The sequence below is a fragment of the Nocardioides daejeonensis genome, from assembly GCF_003194585.1.
In the GTDB taxonomy this organism is placed as follows: Bacteria; Actinomycetota; Actinomycetes; order Propionibacteriales; family Nocardioidaceae; genus Nocardioides; species Nocardioides daejeonensis.
This window is the reverse complement of record NZ_QHKZ01000005.1, coordinates 66,744-85,270: the sequence shown is the minus strand read 5'-3', so window position 1 is coordinate 85,270 and position 18,527 is coordinate 66,744. Positions and strand designations below refer to the sequence as shown.

The window sequence follows — 18,527 nt, the reverse complement described above, 5'->3', positions numbered from 1 at the left end:
GTCAACGCGGCTTCAGCACGTAGCCGGTGTAGCCGTAGTCGGCGCCGTACCGCGCCCGCACCTCGATCTCCTCGCCGACCTGATCGAGCAGTTCGTCGGAGACACCGTCGGCGCGGAGCGCCTCGATGCGGGCCGCGAGCGGGCCGTAGTAGGCCTCCCAGTCCGTCTCCGGCAGCACGTAGGTCGCCATGACGGTCCACCCGGCCCGTTGCGCGGCCTCGACGTTGCCGGCGGTGGTGCGCATCGCGGGGTAGCCCGGCTCCCAGAAGTCCCGAGCGCCCGGGGCCGGATCGGGCGTGAGCCACTCCGCCTCGGTCAGCACCAGAACCGCGCCCGGCGCCAACAGGGGACGCCACGCGGCCAGCGCCGCGTCGAACCCCATGACGTACGCCGACCCCTCCGCCCAGATCAGATCGAACGAACCGGGGGCGAAGGGCAGCGCCTCCATCGGTGCGACCAGCGTGGTCACCCGGTCAGCGAGACCGGTCGCCTCTGCCCTCGTGGTCAGCACCTCCAGGAAGGGCTCATGGAGGTCGACCGCCGTGACCCTGCCGGCGGTGACGCCCGCCAACACGAGAGTGGCCGGACCGGTGCCGCAACCGACGTCCAGCACACGTGGATGCTCGGGGAGATCTCCAGCAAGACGGAGCAGCAGCTCCGTCGTCGTCTCGGATCCCGGAGCCTCGCGGGGCAGGCCAGCGTGGGCACGCCAGAACACCTCGGCCAGATCAGTCATGGCGCGATCGTCGCACGGGGACCGTCGAGCTCGGCCAAGGCCGCACGCATCCGCCGCACCGCCTCTTCCGCAGTGTCCAGGTCGGCCTCCACGTCAGCATCCTCGACCGGTTCCGCGGCCGTCGTCGTCGCGTGGAGCCGCGCCAGGAGCTCGTCGCGGGCCAAGCCTCGCAAGGCCAGTAGGACGAAAGGGTCGGTGTCGATCAGCCAGGCGATCTGCGCGAGCACCGCGAGCGCGTGGGGGCAGGGAGCCACCCAATGCTCGCAGTTGCAGTGCGCCTCGATCTCACCGCCGTACGGCAGCAGTTCGACGCCCGCCTCCTCGGCATGCTCGACGAGGGTGTGGGGCAGCTCTCCCGCGACCAACGCCGCGATGCGACCGGACTCCGCCGCGACGACCTCGACCAGGGCCTGGACCCCAACGGGGTCCAGCACCGGGATGGCGACGGTGGTCGTCCAGGCCTCGTCCCCTTCCACCACGGCGGCGAAGGCAGAACCCGAGGCGACCGCGATCCCACCCACGGCACCGGTGCGGGCCAGCTGCCGACCACGCTTCAGGTCCGCCTCGCCGTACGCCGCCTCCTCGACCGCGCGCACCCATGCCTTCCCCCACCAGGTCGTGGAGCGGGACCCGCCCCGGCGGACGGCGAAGCGCGGGTGGGTGACGGCGCCGCTCATCGGCCGCCCACCGCGCGGTCATCGGTGGTCCGGTCTTCGCCGTAGCGACGGGCGTCGTCGCGGCGCAGCTGCACCAGGTCCATCAGCTCCGCATCGGAGAGTTCGGTCAGCGCGGCCTCGCCGCGACCCAGCACCGAGTCGGCCAGTGCGCGCTTGCGCTGCAGCAGCTCGGCGATCCGTTCCTCGACCGTGCCCTGGGTGACCAACCGGTGCACCTGCACCGGCTTGGTCTGACCGATCCGGTAGGCACGATCGGTGGCCTGGTCCTCGACCGCCGGGTTCCACCACCGATCGAAGTGGACGACATGGTCGGCCCGGGTCAGGTTGAGCCCGGTGCCCCCTGCCTTCAACGACAGCAGGAAGACCGGCACCTCGCCCGACTGGAACCGCTCCACCATCCGCTCGCGTTCGGGCACCGGGGTGCCGCCGTGCAGCAGCTGCACCGGCACCCCGGCGGCGGTCAGATGGCGTTCGAGCAGCCGGGCCATCGCGACGTACTGCGTGAAGACGAGCACCGCGCCGTCCTCGCGCAGCACCACCTCGACCAGCTCGTCGAGGAGCTCCACCTTCTCCGAGCGGCCGCGCATCCGCGGATCGGCCTGCTTGAGGTAGTGAGCAGGGTGGTTGCAGATCTGTTTCAGGCCGGTGAGCAGGGCGAGCACGAGGCCGCGGCGCGCCTCTTCGTCGGCCTCGGCGATCTTCTCCATCGAGGTGCGCACCAACGTCTCGTAGAGCACCACCTGCTCCCGGCCGAGCGAGAGCAGGTGGTCGGTCTCGGTCTTGGGAGGCAGCTCCGGGGCGATCCCGGGATCACTCTTGCGGCGCCGCAGCAGGAACGGCTGCACCAGGTCGGCGAACCGGCGGTTGACGGCGGGGTCGACGCCCGCCTCGATCGGCGCCGCCCATACCTTGCGGAACGCCTGACGGCTGCCCAACAGGCCAGGGGTCGCCCAGTCCAGGATCGCCCACAGCTCGGTCAGGTTGTTCTCCACCGGGGTGCCGGTGAGCGCCACCCGGGCCCGGCTCGGTACCTTGCGCAGCGACCGCGCGGTGCTCGACTGCGCGTTCTTGACGTGCTGCGCCTCGTCGGCGACGACCAGGTCCCAAGGCACCTTCGCCAGTGACTCCGCGTCGGCCCGCATCGTCTGATAGGTGGTGAGCACGAAGCCGTCACGCACGCCCTCCAGCGTGCGACCGGGGCCGTGGAAGCGGCGTACCTCGGTGCCGGGGGCGAAGCGCCGGATCTCCGCCTCCCAGTTGCCCAGAAGGCTGGCCGGGCAGACCACCAGGGTCGGCCCGCCGACGCCGGCCGCGTGGCGGTGCAGATGGAGCGCAATGAGCGTGATCGTCTTGCCGAGGCCCATGTCATCGGCCAAGCAGGCCCCGAGTCCCATGCTGGTCAGCTCGGCCAGCCAGGTGACTCCCTGGCGCTGGTAGTCCCGCAGCTCGGCCGCCAAGGACGGAGGTGGCGGCAGCGGATCCCGTACGGCGGCGCCGCGGAGCCGCTCGCGCACCCGCTCCAGGCTCGCACCGACGACGACCTCGGTGTCGGTCTCGTCGACCTGCACCACGCCGGTCAGGGTCGCCGCCAGCGCCTGACTTGGCTTGACCGTGCGGATCATCCGCTTGCGAGCCCGCTTCAGGGTCGCGGAGTCGACCACCACCCACTGATCGCGGAGCTTGACCAGCGGCGTCGCCGCCGCCGCGAGGATCTCCATCTCTGCATCGGTCAGCGTCTCGCCGTGCAGCGCCAGCTGCCAGTTGAAGGAGAAGAGCGACTCGGGCCCGAAGAGCCCGTCATTGAGGAGGTCCTCCTTGCCGGGGCGCAGCACCGCGCGCGAGGTGACGTCCCGGTTGAGAGATCGAGGCCAGTGCACGTCGACACCGCGATCGGTCAGCGCCGTCACGCCATGGTCGAGGAAGTCCAGAATCTCGTCGGTGTCGAGCGTGATGCGGTCGGGGACCCGCAGCTCGGAGAAGCGCTCCAGCGGCGGCCAGGCTGCGGCTGCCTCACGCAGGGCCACGCCGGTGTGCACGCGGGCGCGGTCTCCGAAGCCGTGCACCTCGCCGTCCTCGGTGAAAAGGACCGCTGCATCCGTGACGTGCAGGGGGTTCTGCGCGTCGTGGACCTGCAGGACGAGCGTGACCGCACCCGCGACGAGCTCCTCCTCCGGCGCCTCGACGCGGAGTGCGATCCTGACCAGGTGCGGCCGGTCGAGGGCCGACGTGTGCCGATCGAGGCGGGACTGCAAGCGCCGGGTGAAGTCGCCGGACCGGCGTTTTGCCGGCTCCGCCCTTGCCCGAGGAGCAGTGGGGCGCGCCTGGGGCAGGGAGTCCACCACCGCCGCCAGCACCCCACGCACCAACTGTTCTGCCTCGGCCACACCCAGGTCGCCGGCTCGCGCGGTCGCCAGCGAGCGCACCCGGTCTTCGTCACGTGCCGACAGCACGGGCTGCCAGACGTCGTCACCGGGCGCGAGGCCGCCGGCCGCCACCACCTGCATCGCCAGCAGCGCGGCGCCGGCCAGCAGGCGCACGCTCTCGTGAGCATCGTCGTCGGCACGCGCCCGGCTCAGCACCGGGAGCGCCGCACGCATCCCCAGCTGCACCGTACGTTCAGCGCCGGTGAACTCGACCTCGCTGAGGCGGGGCGGGCTCTGCGGATGGAAGGTGGCGGGACCGAGAACGGGGACGAAGCTCAAGCGGTGCCTCTCGTCGGGTAGGGACAGACCTGACGCTAACGCTCGGCACCGACGATTGGTTCCCGTTCATCGTTTCGGGGCCGCCCCCTACGCTGGCGCCATGAGCATCCTCGAGCAGCCCCTCGCCCGCCTTGACGGCACGCCGGGCACCCTGGCCGATCTGACCGGCGGCCGACCGGCGCTGCTGGTCAACGTCGCCTCGAAGTGCGGCCTCACTCCGCAGTACGCCGGCCTCGAGCGACTGCAGGAGGAGTACGGTGGCGACGCCTTCACCGTCGTCGGAATCCCCTGCAACCAGTTCATGGGCCAGGAGCCGGGCAGCGCCGAGGAGATCGCCGAGTTCTGCTCCGCGACGTACGGCGTCACCTTCCCGTTGTCGGAGAAGATCGAGGTGAACGGCGAGGGCCGGCACCCGGTCTACGCGGAGCTGGTCGGCACCCCGAACGAGTCGGGCGAAGCCGGTGACATCGCCTGGAACTTCGAGAAGTTCCTGGTCGCAGCCGACGGAACGCCGATCGCCCGTTTCTCGCCCCAGGTGGAGCCGGAGGACGAGCGGATCGTCTCAGCCTTGCAGTCCCTGACCGCCTGACCCGGGGGCGGACGGCGGGAGCTGACCAGCGGACGCTGCGGGACGGAGCAGGCCGAGGGCGGAGGCGAACGCGGCGGCGAGTGCGGCGACGCCCAACACCGCCGCGACCGCGATCCAGAACGAGGGGTGCTCGGCACCCAGCACGAACGCGATGAGCGGCACGAGCGTCGGCGCCAGGGCGAGGCCGAGCACGCGGTAGCCGTCATGGCCACCCCACCAGTGGAGCGCGAGCCAGAAGAGCATCAACGCCACCGCGCAGACCAGCAGCACCCAGAGGTCGTTGTCGTAGACGTTGGCGTCGGGGGCGGCACCACCACCGTCCTCGTCGATCGACTCGAAGTCCGCGAACAGGCTCATGAAGAAGCCGATCACCCCGACCCCGGCGACGATGAGCAGATAGCCGATCACCGCGACGGCACCCATCAGCACACCGGCGAAGTCGCCCGACGGCAGGAAGCGCCGCCCCAGCAGCGTCACGACGACGGTGATCACCAGCAGCGCGAAGCCGAGGATCATCCCGGCGTTGTCGCCCAGCGTCTCCGGGTCGTCGGAGAGGTCGAAGAGGTCGCTCACGCCCTGACCCCACAGGACCAGGAGGCCGACCAGGCCACTCGTGACGAAGGCGGGACGAGCCACCATCAGGTGGCCGAGCACACTCAGCCCCAGGATCAATGCGCCGACCACGTAGGCGGTGCCCTCGGCATCGTCCATCGCGACACCGACCATGACGCCGACCGATACCGCACCGGCCGCGCCGGGCCAGCTCATCAGCGTCGCGCGAAGCTCTGGGTCACCGACCAGCCGCCAGGCTCCGAGCGCACCGCCGGCCAAGGCGACGGTCGCAGCCACGCCGAGCAGGTAGACACTCCCATCGAGGTCGCCGTCGGCACGTGCCCACAGTGCGGAGATGCTGACCGCGGTCAACAGTGCGGTCACGGCGAAGGTGACGATCACCGCTTCCAGCGAGGGACGACGTACGGCGGGATAGGTGTCCATGGCCGCAGGTTAACGGCGGACGCACTCAGCGCCAGGGACCATCGATGGTTTCGCCGAGCGCGGCGTCGATGGTGTCGACCAGAGTGGACTCTCTGGAACCAGCCAGCCATCTGCGGTAGGCGAAGGCGGCGGCGGTGACCAAGAGGTCGACCACAAGCGCGGGGCGCAGGGCGTCCTCGGGCTCGCCCAGCCGACGCGCCATCTCTCGGGTCAGCGCCGCGCGCTGAGCCTCGCCGATCAAGGTGACGCGATCGATGACCTCCGGCGCGGTGCGCATCGCCGAGCGCCAACGCCGCAGGTCCCGGTCCCGGATCTGCGCAGTCCGGTCGTGGATGGTGGCGGCGAGCGCGCGAACGCCGCCGAGCCCGTCGGGCTGCTCGGCGAAGAGTGCGACCAACTGGGTCGCACTGTCGAGCACCGGCGCGAGGAGCAGGTCCTCCTTGGTCGGCACGTAGCGGAAGTAGGTGCTGGTCGAGACACCGGCGGCTGACGCGATCTCCTCGGTGGTGACCGCCGCGTAGCCGCGATCCGCGAAGAGTCGCCAGGCGGCGTCCAAGATCTCCTGTCGCACCCGGGCCTTGTTGCGTTCACGCACCGACATGCGCCCAGCCTGCCACAGGTTGCGGAGTCACTCGCAAACTGGTAGTAACTCCCATATTGCCACTCACTCTCATCCCCTGGAGGTGTCATGTCCGAGGAGACCGTGGACGTCGTCGTGGTCGGCTCCGGCGCGGCCGGCCTGTCTGCCGCCATCACCGCCGCCGCCTCCGGGCTGGAGGTCGTGATCCTGGAGAAGTCGCATCGCTGGGGCGGCACTACGGCCCGCTCCGGCGGTGGCGTCTGGGTGCCCGGCAACGACTTCCTCAAGCCCGCCCCCGACGAGCAGCCCGGAGAGGCTCGTCGCTACCTGGACGCGATCGTCGACGGGGTCGATCCGGGGCGGCTGGACGCCTATGTGGAACGCGGACCGGAGGCGCTGCGCTTCCTCACCCGGCACTCGGCACTCGACCTGGCCTGGGTCCGCGGGTACGCCGACTACCACCCTGAGCAACCGGGCGGGCGGCCCGCCGGGCGCTCGTGCGAGCCCACGGTCTTCGACGCTCACCGCTTGGGCGAGCTCGCCGAGACCCTGGAGCCGTTCTATACGAAGGCCCCCATGAACGTGGTGGTCAAGCAGGCCGACTACCGCTGGCTCTCGACCGGACTCCGCCACTGGCGCGGCCCCTGGCACATGCTGAAGGTCGGCATGCGTACGCTCGCCGCTCGGCTCCGCGGCCGCCGGATCATCGGGCTCGGCCAAGCACTCTGCGCGCAGCTGATGATCGGAGTCCGCGACCTCGGCATTCCGCTGCGGCTCGGCGTCGCCATGACTGGGCTGCTCGTCGAAGACGGTCGCGTCGTCGGCGTGCGCACCTCCGCGGGAGTGCTCCGTGCCCGACGGGGCGTCGTCCTCGCGTGTGGCGGCTTCGATCACAACGCCGACCTGCGCGCCCTGCACCAGCGCGAGCCCGCCGGCCCGGAGCTCTCCCTCGGCGTCCCCACCAACACCGGAGACGGCATCCTCGCCGCGACGGCCATCGGCGCCGACACCGCATTGATGGACGACGCCTGGTGGGCACCGTCGATCCCCCTGCCCCGAGGACCCTGGTTCGCACTGGCCGAGCGCTCGCTGCCGGGCGGCATCATCGTCAACGAACGCGGCGAGCGGTTCATGAACGAGTCGCTCCCCTATGTCGAAGCGACCCATCGCATGTTCGGCGGTGAGTACGGCGCTGGCGACGGCCCGGCCGAGAACCTGCCCTGCTGGCTGGTCTTCGACCAGACCTACCGCAAGCGCTACCTCTTCGCCGGCATCACCGGCGGCGCCCCGCTGCCCAAGAAGTGGCTCGCCTCAGGCGCCATCACCAAGGCCGCCACGGTGCCCGAGCTCGCGGCGGCGATCGGCGTGCCCGAGGACGGCCTGACGACGACGGTCGAGCGCTTCAACGGCTTCGCCCGGGCCGGGGTAGACGCGGACTTCCACCGGGGCGAGTCGGCCTACGACCACTACTACGGAGACCTCACCAACCGCCCCAACCCCAGCCTGGCCCCCCTGGCGCGGGGACCCTTCTACGCGGCTCGGATGGTGCCGGCCGACCTCGGCACCAAGGGCGGGGTGCTGACGGACGCCCGCGCCCGCGCGCTCGACCCGCACGGCGCGGTGATCCCCGGCCTGTACGCGGCCGGCAACACCAGCGCGGCAGTGATGGGTCATACCTATGCGGGGCCGGGGGCAACGATCGGCCCCGCGATGGTCTTCGGCTACCTGGCTGCCCTGGACTGCGCGGCCGCCGTCAGCGCACCACCGGCAGGGTGAGGGTCTGGCCGCTGCCGCCGGTGCTGATCGTCACCGGCTGCGGCAGCAGGTTGCCCCGGTAGTTGGTCGAGCCACCGGTCACCCTCAGCTCGATCCGGTGCCCCTTCGCGAAGCGGTGCACCAGCCCCGGCATCGTGATCGCGATCGGACGCTTCGCGTCGGCGATCCGGACCGGGGCGATCAGGTTGCGCAACAGCGTCGCCTTGCCAGACGGCGCGACGTCGTACAGCTTCGCGAACAGCACCAGCTGCCCGGGCAACGACAGGGGCGCGTCGACGCGGAGGTCGAGCTTCGGTGTGCCCACGACGGTGACGTGCTGGGCGAGCACCGGGCTCCGCCAGGAGACCGCAGTGCCTGGCAGGTCGATCTCGGGCAGCGCCGCCGGCATGTTGCCGATGTAGCTCACCATGTCGAGCTGATCGAACGAGGTGGGCAGGCCGGCGACCGGCGTGGTCATCATCTGCGTCCCGGAACGGACGGCGGCCCGCGAGCGCACCAGCTCCTTGCCGGAGAGATGCCACTGCTGAGCCTTGCCCACCGCAACGCGCTTCGAGGTGGCGTAGGCCGGCTTGGCGTTGCCGCTGTAGCGCACCCAGTCACGGAACCACGCGAACCGCGGGCCGGTGTCGACCTTGCGACCCTTCACGTACCGGTCCAGCCAGGCGACGGTACGAGCCACGGAGTAGTCCCGCTTGACGCTCAGCACCGCACCCATCTCGCCGGGCGCCGGGTCGCCGGAGTGGCCCCAGCGCTGCCACACCAGCTTCACCGGCGTGCCCTGCTTACGCAGGATCCGGTAGTTGGCGAGCGACTCGTTGAGGTTGAACAAGGTGTCGTACTGGCCCTGCATCAGCAGCGTCGGCGTACGGATCTTGGCGACGTGGGAGACCGGTGAGATCGCACGGAGCTGGTTGACCGAGGTGGGCAGGAAGGTGCCCAAGACCGCGCCGGTGACCAGGGCCGGGCAGACGATCGCGGTGAAGTTGGGGCAGGGCAGCAGCCGGCCTGGGTCGTCGGGGGCGTTCAACAGCCCTTGCACCATGCCTAGTCCGGAGAACCCGAGGCCCCAGAAGAGCTTGACCGCGCCGGCCTCCCGGCTGCTGACTCCACGTTGGCCGGTGTTGTTGGGCCCCAGCGAGTAGCTGAGGTCGTTCCACGTGATCATCGGCACGATGGCATCGATGCGGTGGTCGATCGAAGCAGCGGCGAACTGGACAGCGCCGCCGTACGACCCGCCGAGCATCCCGACCTTGGGGTCGTTCCGAGAGCGTCGGCCCGTCTGGTCACGGCGGTCCCGAGCGACCACCTTCAAACGCGGTGCCGGCTGGGTGTGCTTCGCGTCGCGATAGGCGATGCCCTTTGCCCCACCGAGGTACGAGACCAACTGGCTGGCAGCGCGACCGTCGTGCTCGACGTCGTCGAGGGTCACTTGGCAGGTCGAGCCGCCGAAGCCGAGGCCGGAGTAGGAGAGCAACGCGTAGCCGCGGCCCGTCAGGAGCGGTGCCCACTTCGCCTGGTCGTCCTTGGAGCCGCCGAAGCCGTTGGTGGCGAGCACCGCCGGCACCCGCTTCTTGCTGCTCGCGCCCTTCGGGAGGTAGAGGTCACCGACGATGTCGCAGGTCTTCTCCGTTCCCGGGGCACCGACACGCACCTTGAAGTGCAGTGTCTGCTTCGTGTAGCGGGCAGCCTTGGCGACAGCGGGACTCGACCCGTCAGGCCCCTCTCCCGCGGCGGGAAGCGCGACGAACGTAGTGGCCGCCAAGGCCGTGGAAGCGAGCCAGGCGACGGTGCGCATACGGAACATGCACTACCCAACGACCAGTGCCGCCGACAGTGACGGCGGGTGGTGACGTAGCACACGCACTTTTTCCGATGCGCCCATGATGCCCGACTCCGTACCCTCTACTGGTGTCTACAAGCATCCACGAAGAATCCGGCGAACTCCGGCCGACCCCGGGCGCCGATGACAAGCTCGACCGAGCCGTCCTGATCGTGGCGGGCGTGGTCGTGCTCGGCTCGATCATGTCGATCCTCGACATCACGGTCGTCTCGGTCGCACTCAAGACCTTCGAGACCACGTTCGAGGCCACCACCGCTCAGGTCGCCTGGACGATGACGGGCTACACGCTCGCGCTCGCATCGGTCATCCCCCTCACCGGTTGGGCCGCCGACCGATTCGGCACCAAGCGCCTCTATCTCCTGGCGATCGTCCTCTTCACTGCCGGCTCCGCGCTCTGTGCGATGGCCACGTCGTTGGAGATGCTCGTCCTCTTCCGGGTGCTCCAGGGCCTCGGCGGCGGCATGCTGATGCCGCTCGGCATGACCATCCTGACCCGGGCCGCAGGCCCGGAGCGGGTCGGTCGCGTCATGGCCGTGCTCGGCATCCCGATGCTGCTCGGACCGATCTGTGGCCCGATCATCGGCGGCTGGCTGATCGACGCCGCGTCGTGGCACTGGATCTTCCTGATCAACCTGCCCATCGGCCTGGTCGGTCTGGTCTACGCATGGAAGGTACTTCCGGCGGACGTCGTCGAGCCTTCCGAGAGCTTCGACTGGCTGGGCATGCTGCTGCTCTCCCCCGGTCTCGCCGCGTTCCTGTACGGCGTCTCCTCCGTTCCGGAGACCGGCACCGTGTGGGCGGTCAAGGTGCTCGCGCCGGCGTTCATCGGCTTGGCGCTGATCGCGGCGTTCGTGCCGTGGGCGCTCAACAAGCGCAACATCCACCCGCTCGTCGAGCTGCGGCTCTTCAAGAACCGTCAGCTCACCGTGGCAGTCATCGCGATGTCCCTCTTCGCCGGTGCCTTCTTCGGCGCGAGCCTGCTCTTCCCGATGTTCTTCCAGACCTTGCACGGCGAGACGGCTCTCAAGGCGGGCCTCCTGCTGGCGCCGCAGGGCCTGGGCGCCATGATCACCATGCCGATCGCCGGCGTCCTGGCAGACAAGATCGGCCCCGGCAAGGTGGTCATCCCCGGCGTCCTCGTGATCGTGCTCGGCCTCGGCATGTTTGCCATGCTCGACGAGAACACCGGCTACCCCTACCTGCTAGGAGCCCTCTTCATCATGGGACTCGGCATGGGTGCCACGATGATGCCGATCATGAGCGCAGCGTTGCGCACGCTCAAGGAGCACGACATCGCCCGCGGTTCAACACTCATGAACATCATCCAGCAGGTAGCGGCCTCCGCCGGAACCGCGCTCTTCTCCGTGCTCTTCACCAACGCCAACAAGGAGCACGCGTCCACGGCCATCGCCTTCATCGCAGGCGAGGACAAGAGCAAGCTGGCTGAGGTCCTGAAGGACTTCAACCTCACCCCCGAGCAGGTGCCGACGGCGCTTGCCTCGCTTCCTGCCGACCTGGCTGGCAACTTCTCCGGCGTCTTCCTGGTGGCAACCATCCTCACCGCCAGTGTCTTGATCCCGGCGTTCTTCCTGCCCCGAGGCAAGTCGGCACCGACCGATACTCAGCAGCCGCCGGTGCTCACGCACTGACCTTCAGCACGTCGAAGCCCTCCCGCAGCCCTACAACGGCGGGAGGGCTTCTGCGTTGTCGGTCCACGGTCAGGCTGCCGGATGACGCAGCAGGTGCGCCTTGACGATCCGCAGGTCCTCTTCGACCGAACCGAGTCGATGATCGACGGAGTCGAACCTGATCTCCATCACCTCGACCAGATGTGCATGCCGTTCGTCGGCCTTCAGCTCAACCCGGTCGACGCGTGCCGTCAGCGACTCCTCCACGCGGTCGATCCGCGCACCGAGCGACGCCTCGACCTGATCGATCCGCGCACCGAGCGACGCCTCGACCTGATCGATCCGCGCACCGAGCGACGCCTCCACCTGATCGATCCGCGCACCCAACGACACCTCGACCTGATCGATCCGCGCACCCAACGACACCTCCACCCGATCGATCCGAGCACCCAACGAGACCACCACTTGGTCTACGCGATCCTCCAGACGGACCATCCGCGCACCCAGCGACACCTCGACCTGATCGATCCGAGCACCCAACGACACCTCCACCCGATCGATCCGAGCACCCAACGAGACCACCACTTGGTCTACGCGATCCTCCAGACGGTCCATCCGCGCACCCAGCGACACCTCGACCTGATCGATCCGAGCACCCAGCGACACCTCCACCCGATCGATCCGCGCATCCAGACCCGCAGCAAGGGTCGACACCTCCGCTCGCAGCACGTCGACCAACTGTCGGTTCGAGCGCATGAGCAGACCCGCCACGGAGAACATCACCGCGCTGAAGACGCCGATCAGCGTCCAGACCTGAGGATCGTTCACCGAGACCACCACTTCATTGTGCGCCAGTTCCCCAGAGGATGCCATCGACGGCGGTCGCCAGGGAACCGGTCATCAGAGCCTGTGGATAACGAGCAGTCGCCACCAGCGGTCCGCGCCAGATCGGGCTCCCTAGGCCTGCACCGCCAGGGCCAGAGGCGAGACAGAGCCGGCGCCAGCGGCGATGAGCTCCTGAGCGATGACGGTGAGCGTCCAGCCGGTGACCACTTGATCGTCGATGAGCAGCACCCGCGGCCCGGTGAGCTCCCCGAAGGCTGGCGCCAGGTCCAGCCTGCCGCGGCGGACAACCGCGGCGACCCGCTGCGCCGAGTTCATGGCGCCCCGACCCGGCTCGATCCCTGGCTCGACGATCGACCACCGCGCCACGATCGGCAGCCCGAGCGATCGGGAGACGCCTTCGACCAGGGATCGGGTCAGTCGCGGTCGACGGGCTGACTCCACGTAGGCGATGCAGTCGACCTGCGGCGCCCAGTCGCTGAGAACCTCGACTGCGGCTCCCGCAAGCGGAGCGGGGATCTCTTCGTCGCGCACCTCGCCACCTGCCTCACCGCGGAAGAGCTCTCGCAACGCCTGCCCGTGACCCAGATCCGTAAGCCGCGCGATCGCGCGCCCGGGATCGGCGGCACCGGGAATGCGCCCCTTGAACCCGCTCGCAAAGTCAGGGCCCATCCGCTCCATCCCCGTGGGCCACATCTTGCGTGGCTCGATGACCACACCAGGCCTGCTGAGCAAGTCTCTTGCGCCGTGCAATGAGCTTTCGGAGACCTCGCGGGAGAGACTCAGACCACCGCAGTTGTCGCACCGTCCGCAGGGCGAGGCGTCCTGGTCGTCGAGTTGCGCGCGTAGGTAGGCCATCCGGCACTCGACGGTATCCAGGTAGTCGAGCATTGCCTGCTGCTCGCGACGTCGCGCCTCGTCGACCCGCGCATAGCGCTCAGCGTCGTGGACCCACGGCTCCCCGGTGGCGACCCAACCACCGGAAACGCGACGTACGGCGCCGTCGACGTCGAGCACCTTGAGCATCGTCTCGAGGCGATTGCGGGTCAGCTCGACCTCGGTCTCGAGGGCCGGCGTACTCAGCGGGCGATCGCTGGCAGAGAGAACCTCGAGGGTCTGCCGGACGAGCGCCTCGGAAGGGAAGGCCAGCGAGGCGAAGTAAGCCCAGATGTCGCGGTCCTCGGTCGCCGGCAGCAGCACCACCGTGGCGTCATCCGTGCCACGACCGGCGCGACCGACTTGCTGGTAGTAGGCGACAGGGCTCGGCGGCGCGCCCAGGTTGATCACGAACCCGAGGGTCGCGTCGAACCCCATGCCCAGCGCCGACGTCGCGACCAGCGCCTTCACCGTGCCGGCGGCCAGCGCCTGTTCCAGTCGACCGCGCTCCTCCGCATCGGTCTGACCCGAATAGGCCGCCACATCGTGGCCCGCGGCCCGAAGATGGTCGGACACCTCCTGCGTGGCTGCAACCGTCAGGCAGTAGATGATCCCGGAGCCGGGCAACTCACCGAGGTGGTCGGCGAGCCAGGCGAGGCGCTGCTCCGCGGTCTTCAGCCGCATGACCCCCAGACGCAGCGACTCCCGGTCGAGCGAGCCGCGTTGCACGAGGACCTGCTCGTCACGGTCGGAACCGAGCTGCTCGGCGACATCTCGAGTCACGCGTTCGTTGGCGGTCGCGGTGGTGGCCAGCACCGGAATCCCCTCCCGCAGCTCCCCGAGCAAGGTCCGGATCCGCCGGTAGTCGGGCCGGAAGTCGTGACCCCAATCAGAGATGCAGTGCGCCTCGTCGACCACCAACAGACCAGTGGTGGCCGCCAATCGTGGCATCACCTCGTCACGAAAGCCGGGGTTGTTGAGCCGCTCCGGGCTCACCAGCAGTACGTCGACACTCCCCTCCGCGATCTGAGCGTGGATCTCTTCCCAAGCGCCGAGGTTGGTGGAGTTGATGGTCACCGCACGGATCCCGGCACGCTCGGCGGCGGCGATCTGGTTGCGCATCAACGCCAGGAGTGGCGAGATGATCACGGTCGGGCCGGACCCGCTCGCTCGCAGCAGAGCAGTGGCGACGAAGTAGACAGCCGACTTGCCCCAACCGGTGCGCTGCACGACCAGGGCTCGGCGGCGGTGCACCGCCAACGCCTCGATCGCCGCCCACTGGTCGTCGCGGAGCCGGGCATCGTCGCGACCGACCAACGCGCGCAGATGGCGCTCCGCCTCGTCGCGCATCACTTCGGTTGCCGGGGTGCTCTGCATGATGTCGTGTCTATCAGGCGGTGCCGACGCAGGGTCGCCTGCATCTCCTAGGGTTAGCACTTCGCGCGGTCACCCGACGGCCGTGACGACCTCGGAAGGAAGACATCGTGAACCGTCGACGAAGCCGGCTCCTCACCTCGCTCGGCACGGCAGGACTCCTCTGCGGTGCCGCACTCGTCCCACTCAGCCACAGCACGGTGGCGAGTGCCGCTCCCGGCGATTCTGTCGCCTGCCCGGCGCCGTTCCCGGCCACCGACCTGACCGATGGGATGGCCGCCACCGGGCTCACCACGGCCGGCTACTACCCCGGCGGCCCGGCCACGCCCTCCAAGGTGACTCCCGAGGCGTTCGACGGCCGCTACCTCGGCACGGTCGAGGACCCGACCGGCGACCTCTTCCTCTTCGAGCTCTCCGGCTCGCGGATCACTCGCCCGGACGGCACCGTCGACGCCGGGATCTGGCAGGGCATCTCCGGCTCACCGCTCTATGCAACAGACGGCCGACTGATCGGCTCCGTCTCCTATGCCTTCACTCAGATCTCCGGTTCTGCGGTCGCCGGAGTCACCCCAGCGGCGGATCTCTATGACCTGCTTGAGGAGACCACAGCTCCGGCCGCGCGCCGGATCGTGCTCGACAAGAGCGAGCGCGCCATGCTGCGACGTGCCGGCGTACCTGCACGGGCCGCCTCGGCGGACCTCACCCGCCTCACCACGCCGACCGCCGTCAGCGGCCTGCGCGGGGTGCCGCCGACGATGGTTGCCGCGATCGCGCGCAAGGCGGGCGTAGCGGTGCCCCGGCTCGCCGGCGGAACCAGCACGCAAGACGAGATGATACCCGTGGTCCCGGGTGGCAATGTTGCGGTCGCGGTCAGCCATGGATCGATGGCGATCTACTCGGTCGGCACTGCCAGCGCGGTGTGTGACGACGTGGTGATCGGGTACGGCCACTCCAACGAGTGGCGACCGACGGGTGCCACGATCCACGGCGCGTCGACGGCCACGATCATGGCGGACGGTGCGATCTCCTACAAGATGGCCAACCTCGGGGCACCGGTCGGCACCCTGCTGCACGATCGGCTCAACGGCATCACCGGTCGCCTCGGCGCAGTGCCCGCAGGAACGACGGTGACGGTCACCTCGACCGGACCCAAGGGCCGCACCACCGAGACGGTCGTCTCCGAGCCGGACGCACTCGCCTTCGTGATCGGCAACCAGACCTACCGCGACGCCGCCCTCACGCTGGACGAGAGCGCCGCCGGCACCGCTGCGGTCAGCTGGGAGATCACCTTCACCCGTGAGGACGGCAGCAGCCAGACCTTCACGCGCTCGCAGCGCTACGCCAGCGCCGAGAGCATCCCGGACGAGGTGCCGAACGACGTAGCCGGCGACGTCCAAGCGATCCTCGACAACGGCTTCGAAGACGTGACCTTCACCGATGTCGCGATCCGTCAGGACGTCAGCCGCAGCTACCGCGCCTACCGCATCGGGAAGGTCGAGACCCGGTCCGGCGGCACCTGGCAGACGCTGAACGAGTTCGGCCGGATCACCGCGAAGGCCGGATCGAAGATCAAGGTGCGCGTGCAGTTGCAGCGGGAGAGCCGCCGCGCCGCGGTCAGTCCGGTCAGCCGCACGTTCACCTTCAAGGTGCCGGCGAAGGCGACCAAGCGCGGCATGCTGTCGATCGTCGGCAACGGTGCCTCGTTCTGGGACTTCGAGGACTTCTTCTTCATGCCCGAGGACGCCGACGGGGGGCAGCCCGAAAGCCTGGACGAACTGTTGGCCACGATGAAGGCGACACCGAAGCAGGACACGGTCGACCTCTCCCTCACCACGATGACGGCGCGTGGCGAAAAGACCTCTGCCTCGGTCTGGCGGCCCGGTGAGGTCGTGCAGGGCGAGGTCTCCGCAATGGTGAAGATCAAGCCCAAGAAGAAGGCCAAGAAGCGCTGATCGCGGGACGTTCGGGGCGTCGTACTCCCAGTGAGTACGGCGCCCCCTGCGTTGGTAACTTCCACACCCGCCTAGCAGCGCATCCCGAGGCAGAAGTTGTCACGTAGGTGACAACTTCTGCCTATTTCTCCGCCCAGACCACCCGTACCCATTGCTGGCCCGCGTGGACCGACGGAGCATCGTTGCCATGACCCGGATCGGACTCAAACCCGCCCTGATCTCACTCGCCGGCCTCGCCTGTCTCTTCGCCGTTCTTCATGCGCATCCCAGTACCGCCGACGACGAGGCCGACCTTCTCTCTCAATCCGTGCCCGGCCCGAGGGTTGAGTTGTCCGACGACCCGGACGATCCAGGCGAGCTACCCGAGGACGTAACCGCCGACCAGCATCAGACGCAGGTGCGTGTCGACGCCTTCCTGCAGACAATGATCGCTAAGTTTGGTGCAGACCTCTGGGCATCGGTCGATTGGGAAAAGCAGCAGATCAGACTGGTTGGCGCATCGGCGGCGATGTCAGAGTTGAAGACCTTTGACGGGCAATTGGTAGCCGGCATGGCAGTGACCGTCTCAAAGGCCGAGATCGACCGGCATCAATACGAGGCGGCGATTGCGCCGCTCACGGCTGCCAAGGTCAGCCTTCCGATTGAAATCGCCTCCTTTGGACTTCCCGCCCATAGCGAATTCATCGATATCAAGGTCCTGAATCTTTCGAGGCATCCAGCGGATCTCGTCCAGGAATTCAGAACCCAGATCGCGCGGTTGCTTGAGGTACCATTTCGGCTCACCGAGGCACCCCCTGAGAATTGGACCGACCGCGGCGATAGCCAAGCGCCTTGGACCGGGGGAGTTCAGATGCGACACAACGTCGGCTCCGCGGGAGCCGCTTGCTCCACCGCGTTCTCGGTAGTCAAGGGAGGCACTGGGTACGTCCCCCGACATCCTCGATGTACTTCAGAAATGGGGCGTCTCCATTGAGAAGTCTTGAGCGGATGACCCCGATGCCATGGTGACGAGCAGTCGCGTGCTTCTCCTCCTCGTCGCCCCGCTCCTGATGGCGGTCTCGGGATGTCCCAGCGAGCCCGGTAGAGATACCACGGGCGTCCACAGAAACGGCGGCGGCGTGCTGAAGTCGCCCGAGGGAATCACTAGTTCCATCTATGCCCCCAAGCAGAAGCACTGGACCGCGTCCTGGGCCGCGGCCGAACCGTGCGTCGCTGGCAATGGTCCTGCTGTCATCGACGCCATCCGCTATGACTTCTCGGTGGAGCCGGTCAGCGTTCGCACCGTCTCCTTCATCGCCAAGAACTCCCGGCTCAGTTTCGGCAATGCGATCGGACCTCCCGAGGAACTGCGCGACGGGCATCCGCAAGGCGTGCCCGGGCGCGTTGTGGGCGACGTGGCTGGAGTCGAGATAACCAATCCTTGCTCGAAGGTGCCGACCAAGAACATCCAGCAGTTCATCACCGTGATGGACGTCGATGAACGAGGCGCAGCCATCGACAGTTACTACATCGACTACCACACCGACGAGGGCAGTTACACGCTCAAGGCCGACTACCGAATGATCGCTTGCGGCACCGAGACCGAGCCGGAGGATTGCGACCCCGACGTCTAGCTGGCGACGAGCGTCAGTGCTGGCGTGGCTCCACTCCCAGCGCCGCGCATGCCTGCTCGTAGAGCACGACTACCTCGCGGCGGATCTCAGGACGTTCCGTGATCCGCCCGCCGGGCCACGGAACTCGCAGCTCGCGCACGCCGCTGGGCTCGGAGACGGCGAAAACGCCTGCTTCTCCGTCCAGTCCGGTCATCGTCGCTGCCGTCGCCTCGGGGGCTCCGAAGGCGCGCACGATCAGCAGGTTGTCGTCGGTGTGGTCGTCGTTCATGTGGGCGAGGACGGCCTGCACCACATCGGCGGGGAATGTCGTCATGCGCACATCATCGCGCGCAGCTCCTTCGGTCG

Annotated in this window: 15 protein-coding genes; 6 read left to right on the top strand and 9 right to left on the bottom strand. The window is 68.7% G+C overall.

Annotated features, from left to right (window positions below; all coding sequences use genetic code 11):
* Window position 1 precedes the first annotated feature (1 nt).
* From DNK54_RS13915 to DNK54_RS13905, 3 genes are read right to left on the bottom strand one after another with little or no spacing between them, the layout of a single operon-like run.
* Window positions 2–736, bottom strand: a complete 735-nt coding sequence (locus DNK54_RS13915; RefSeq protein WP_110207609.1) for an SAM-dependent methyltransferase — start codon at window positions 734–736, stop codon at window positions 2–4.
* Complete coding sequence (locus DNK54_RS13910; protein WP_110207608.1) at window positions 733–1,413, bottom strand: SWIM zinc finger family protein; 681 nt, start codon at window positions 1,411–1,413, stop codon at window positions 733–735. The genes DNK54_RS13915 and DNK54_RS13910 overlap by 4 nt, the downstream gene beginning before the upstream one ends.
* Complete coding sequence (locus tag DNK54_RS13905) at window positions 1,410–4,115, bottom strand: DEAD/DEAH box helicase (RefSeq protein WP_110207607.1); 2,706 nt, start codon at window positions 4,113–4,115, stop codon at window positions 1,410–1,412. Before DNK54_RS13905 ends, DNK54_RS13910 begins: the two co-directional genes overlap by 4 nt.
* Window positions 4,116–4,215: 100 nt before the next feature.
* On the opposite strand from DNK54_RS13905, the gene DNK54_RS13900 reads away from it, so the two are divergent.
* The gene (locus DNK54_RS13900; protein ID WP_110207606.1) at window positions 4,216–4,704 is read left to right on the top strand and encodes a glutathione peroxidase; all 489 of its coding nucleotides are present in this window, start codon (window positions 4,216–4,218) and stop codon (window positions 4,702–4,704) included.
* Here DNK54_RS13900 and DNK54_RS13895 read toward each other — a convergent pair.
* Both DNK54_RS13895 and DNK54_RS13890 read right to left on the bottom strand, forming a co-directional pair.
* Complete coding sequence (locus DNK54_RS13895; protein WP_110207605.1) at window positions 4,678–5,700, bottom strand: hypothetical protein; 1,023 nt, start codon at window positions 5,698–5,700, stop codon at window positions 4,678–4,680. The genes DNK54_RS13900 and DNK54_RS13895 overlap by 27 nt on opposite strands.
* Before the next feature lie 25 nt (window positions 5,701–5,725).
* Window positions 5,726–6,301, bottom strand: coding sequence for a TetR/AcrR family transcriptional regulator (locus DNK54_RS13890; RefSeq protein ID WP_110207604.1), 576 nt, complete (start codon window positions 6,299–6,301; stop codon window positions 5,726–5,728).
* 87 nt (window positions 6,302–6,388) lie between these two features.
* On the opposite strand from DNK54_RS13890, the gene kstD reads away from it, so the two are divergent.
* On the top strand, window positions 6,389–8,056 hold the full coding sequence (gene kstD / locus DNK54_RS13885) for a 3-oxosteroid 1-dehydrogenase (RefSeq protein WP_110207603.1): 1,668 nt from the start codon (window positions 6,389–6,391) through the stop codon (window positions 8,054–8,056).
* Here kstD and DNK54_RS13880 read toward each other — a convergent pair.
* Window positions 8,034–9,860, bottom strand: coding sequence for an alpha/beta fold hydrolase (locus tag DNK54_RS13880; RefSeq protein ID WP_204164608.1), 1,827 nt, complete (start codon window positions 9,858–9,860; stop codon window positions 8,034–8,036). The two genes, kstD and DNK54_RS13880, sit on opposite strands and share 23 nt — an antisense overlap.
* A gap of 104 nt (window positions 9,861–9,964) precedes the next feature.
* Here DNK54_RS13880 and DNK54_RS13875 point away from each other — a divergent pair, with 104 nt between their 5' ends.
* Complete coding sequence (locus tag DNK54_RS13875; RefSeq protein ID WP_239460099.1) at window positions 9,965–11,545, top strand: DHA2 family efflux MFS transporter permease subunit; 1,581 nt, start codon at window positions 9,965–9,967, stop codon at window positions 11,543–11,545.
* A 69-nt stretch (window positions 11,546–11,614) separates the two neighbouring features.
* On the opposite strand, the gene DNK54_RS13870 is transcribed toward DNK54_RS13875, so the two are convergent.
* Together DNK54_RS13870 and DNK54_RS13865 are read right to left on the bottom strand one after the other, a co-directional pair.
* Entirely contained in the window at window positions 11,615–12,352 is a 738-nt protein-coding gene (locus tag DNK54_RS13870; protein WP_162602465.1) for an apolipoprotein A1/A4/E family protein, read from the bottom strand.
* 129 nt (window positions 12,353–12,481) lie between these two features.
* Window positions 12,482–14,620: a RecQ family ATP-dependent DNA helicase gene (locus DNK54_RS13865; protein ID WP_110207600.1), complete on the bottom strand. Its 2,139-nt coding sequence runs from the start codon at window positions 14,618–14,620 to the stop codon at window positions 12,482–12,484.
* 107 nt (window positions 14,621–14,727) lie between these two features.
* On the opposite strand from DNK54_RS13865, the gene DNK54_RS13860 reads away from it, so the two are divergent.
* The 3 genes from DNK54_RS13860 (at window position 14,728) to DNK54_RS13850 (ending at window position 18,182) form a co-directional block, all read left to right on the top strand.
* Window positions 14,728–16,569, top strand: a complete 1,842-nt coding sequence (locus DNK54_RS13860) for a hypothetical protein (protein WP_110207599.1) — start codon at window positions 14,728–14,730, stop codon at window positions 16,567–16,569.
* 187 nt (window positions 16,570–16,756) lie between these two features.
* Complete coding sequence (locus DNK54_RS13855) at window positions 16,757–17,542, top strand: hypothetical protein (RefSeq protein ID WP_110207598.1); 786 nt, start codon at window positions 16,757–16,759, stop codon at window positions 17,540–17,542.
* A 46-nt stretch (window positions 17,543–17,588) separates the two neighbouring features.
* A complete protein-coding gene (locus tag DNK54_RS13850; RefSeq protein ID WP_162602464.1) occupies window positions 17,589–18,182 on the top strand; it encodes a hypothetical protein in 594 nt (197 codons plus the stop codon).
* 13 nt (window positions 18,183–18,195) lie between these two features.
* Here the strand turns inward: DNK54_RS13850 and DNK54_RS13845 are convergent, their stop codons facing one another.
* Window positions 18,196–18,495 carry a DUF2470 domain-containing protein gene (locus DNK54_RS13845; protein WP_110207596.1) on the bottom strand — a complete coding sequence of 100 codons (300 nt, stop codon included), beginning with the start codon at window positions 18,493–18,495 and terminating at the stop codon, window positions 18,196–18,198.
* Window positions 18,496–18,527 lie beyond the last annotated feature (32 nt).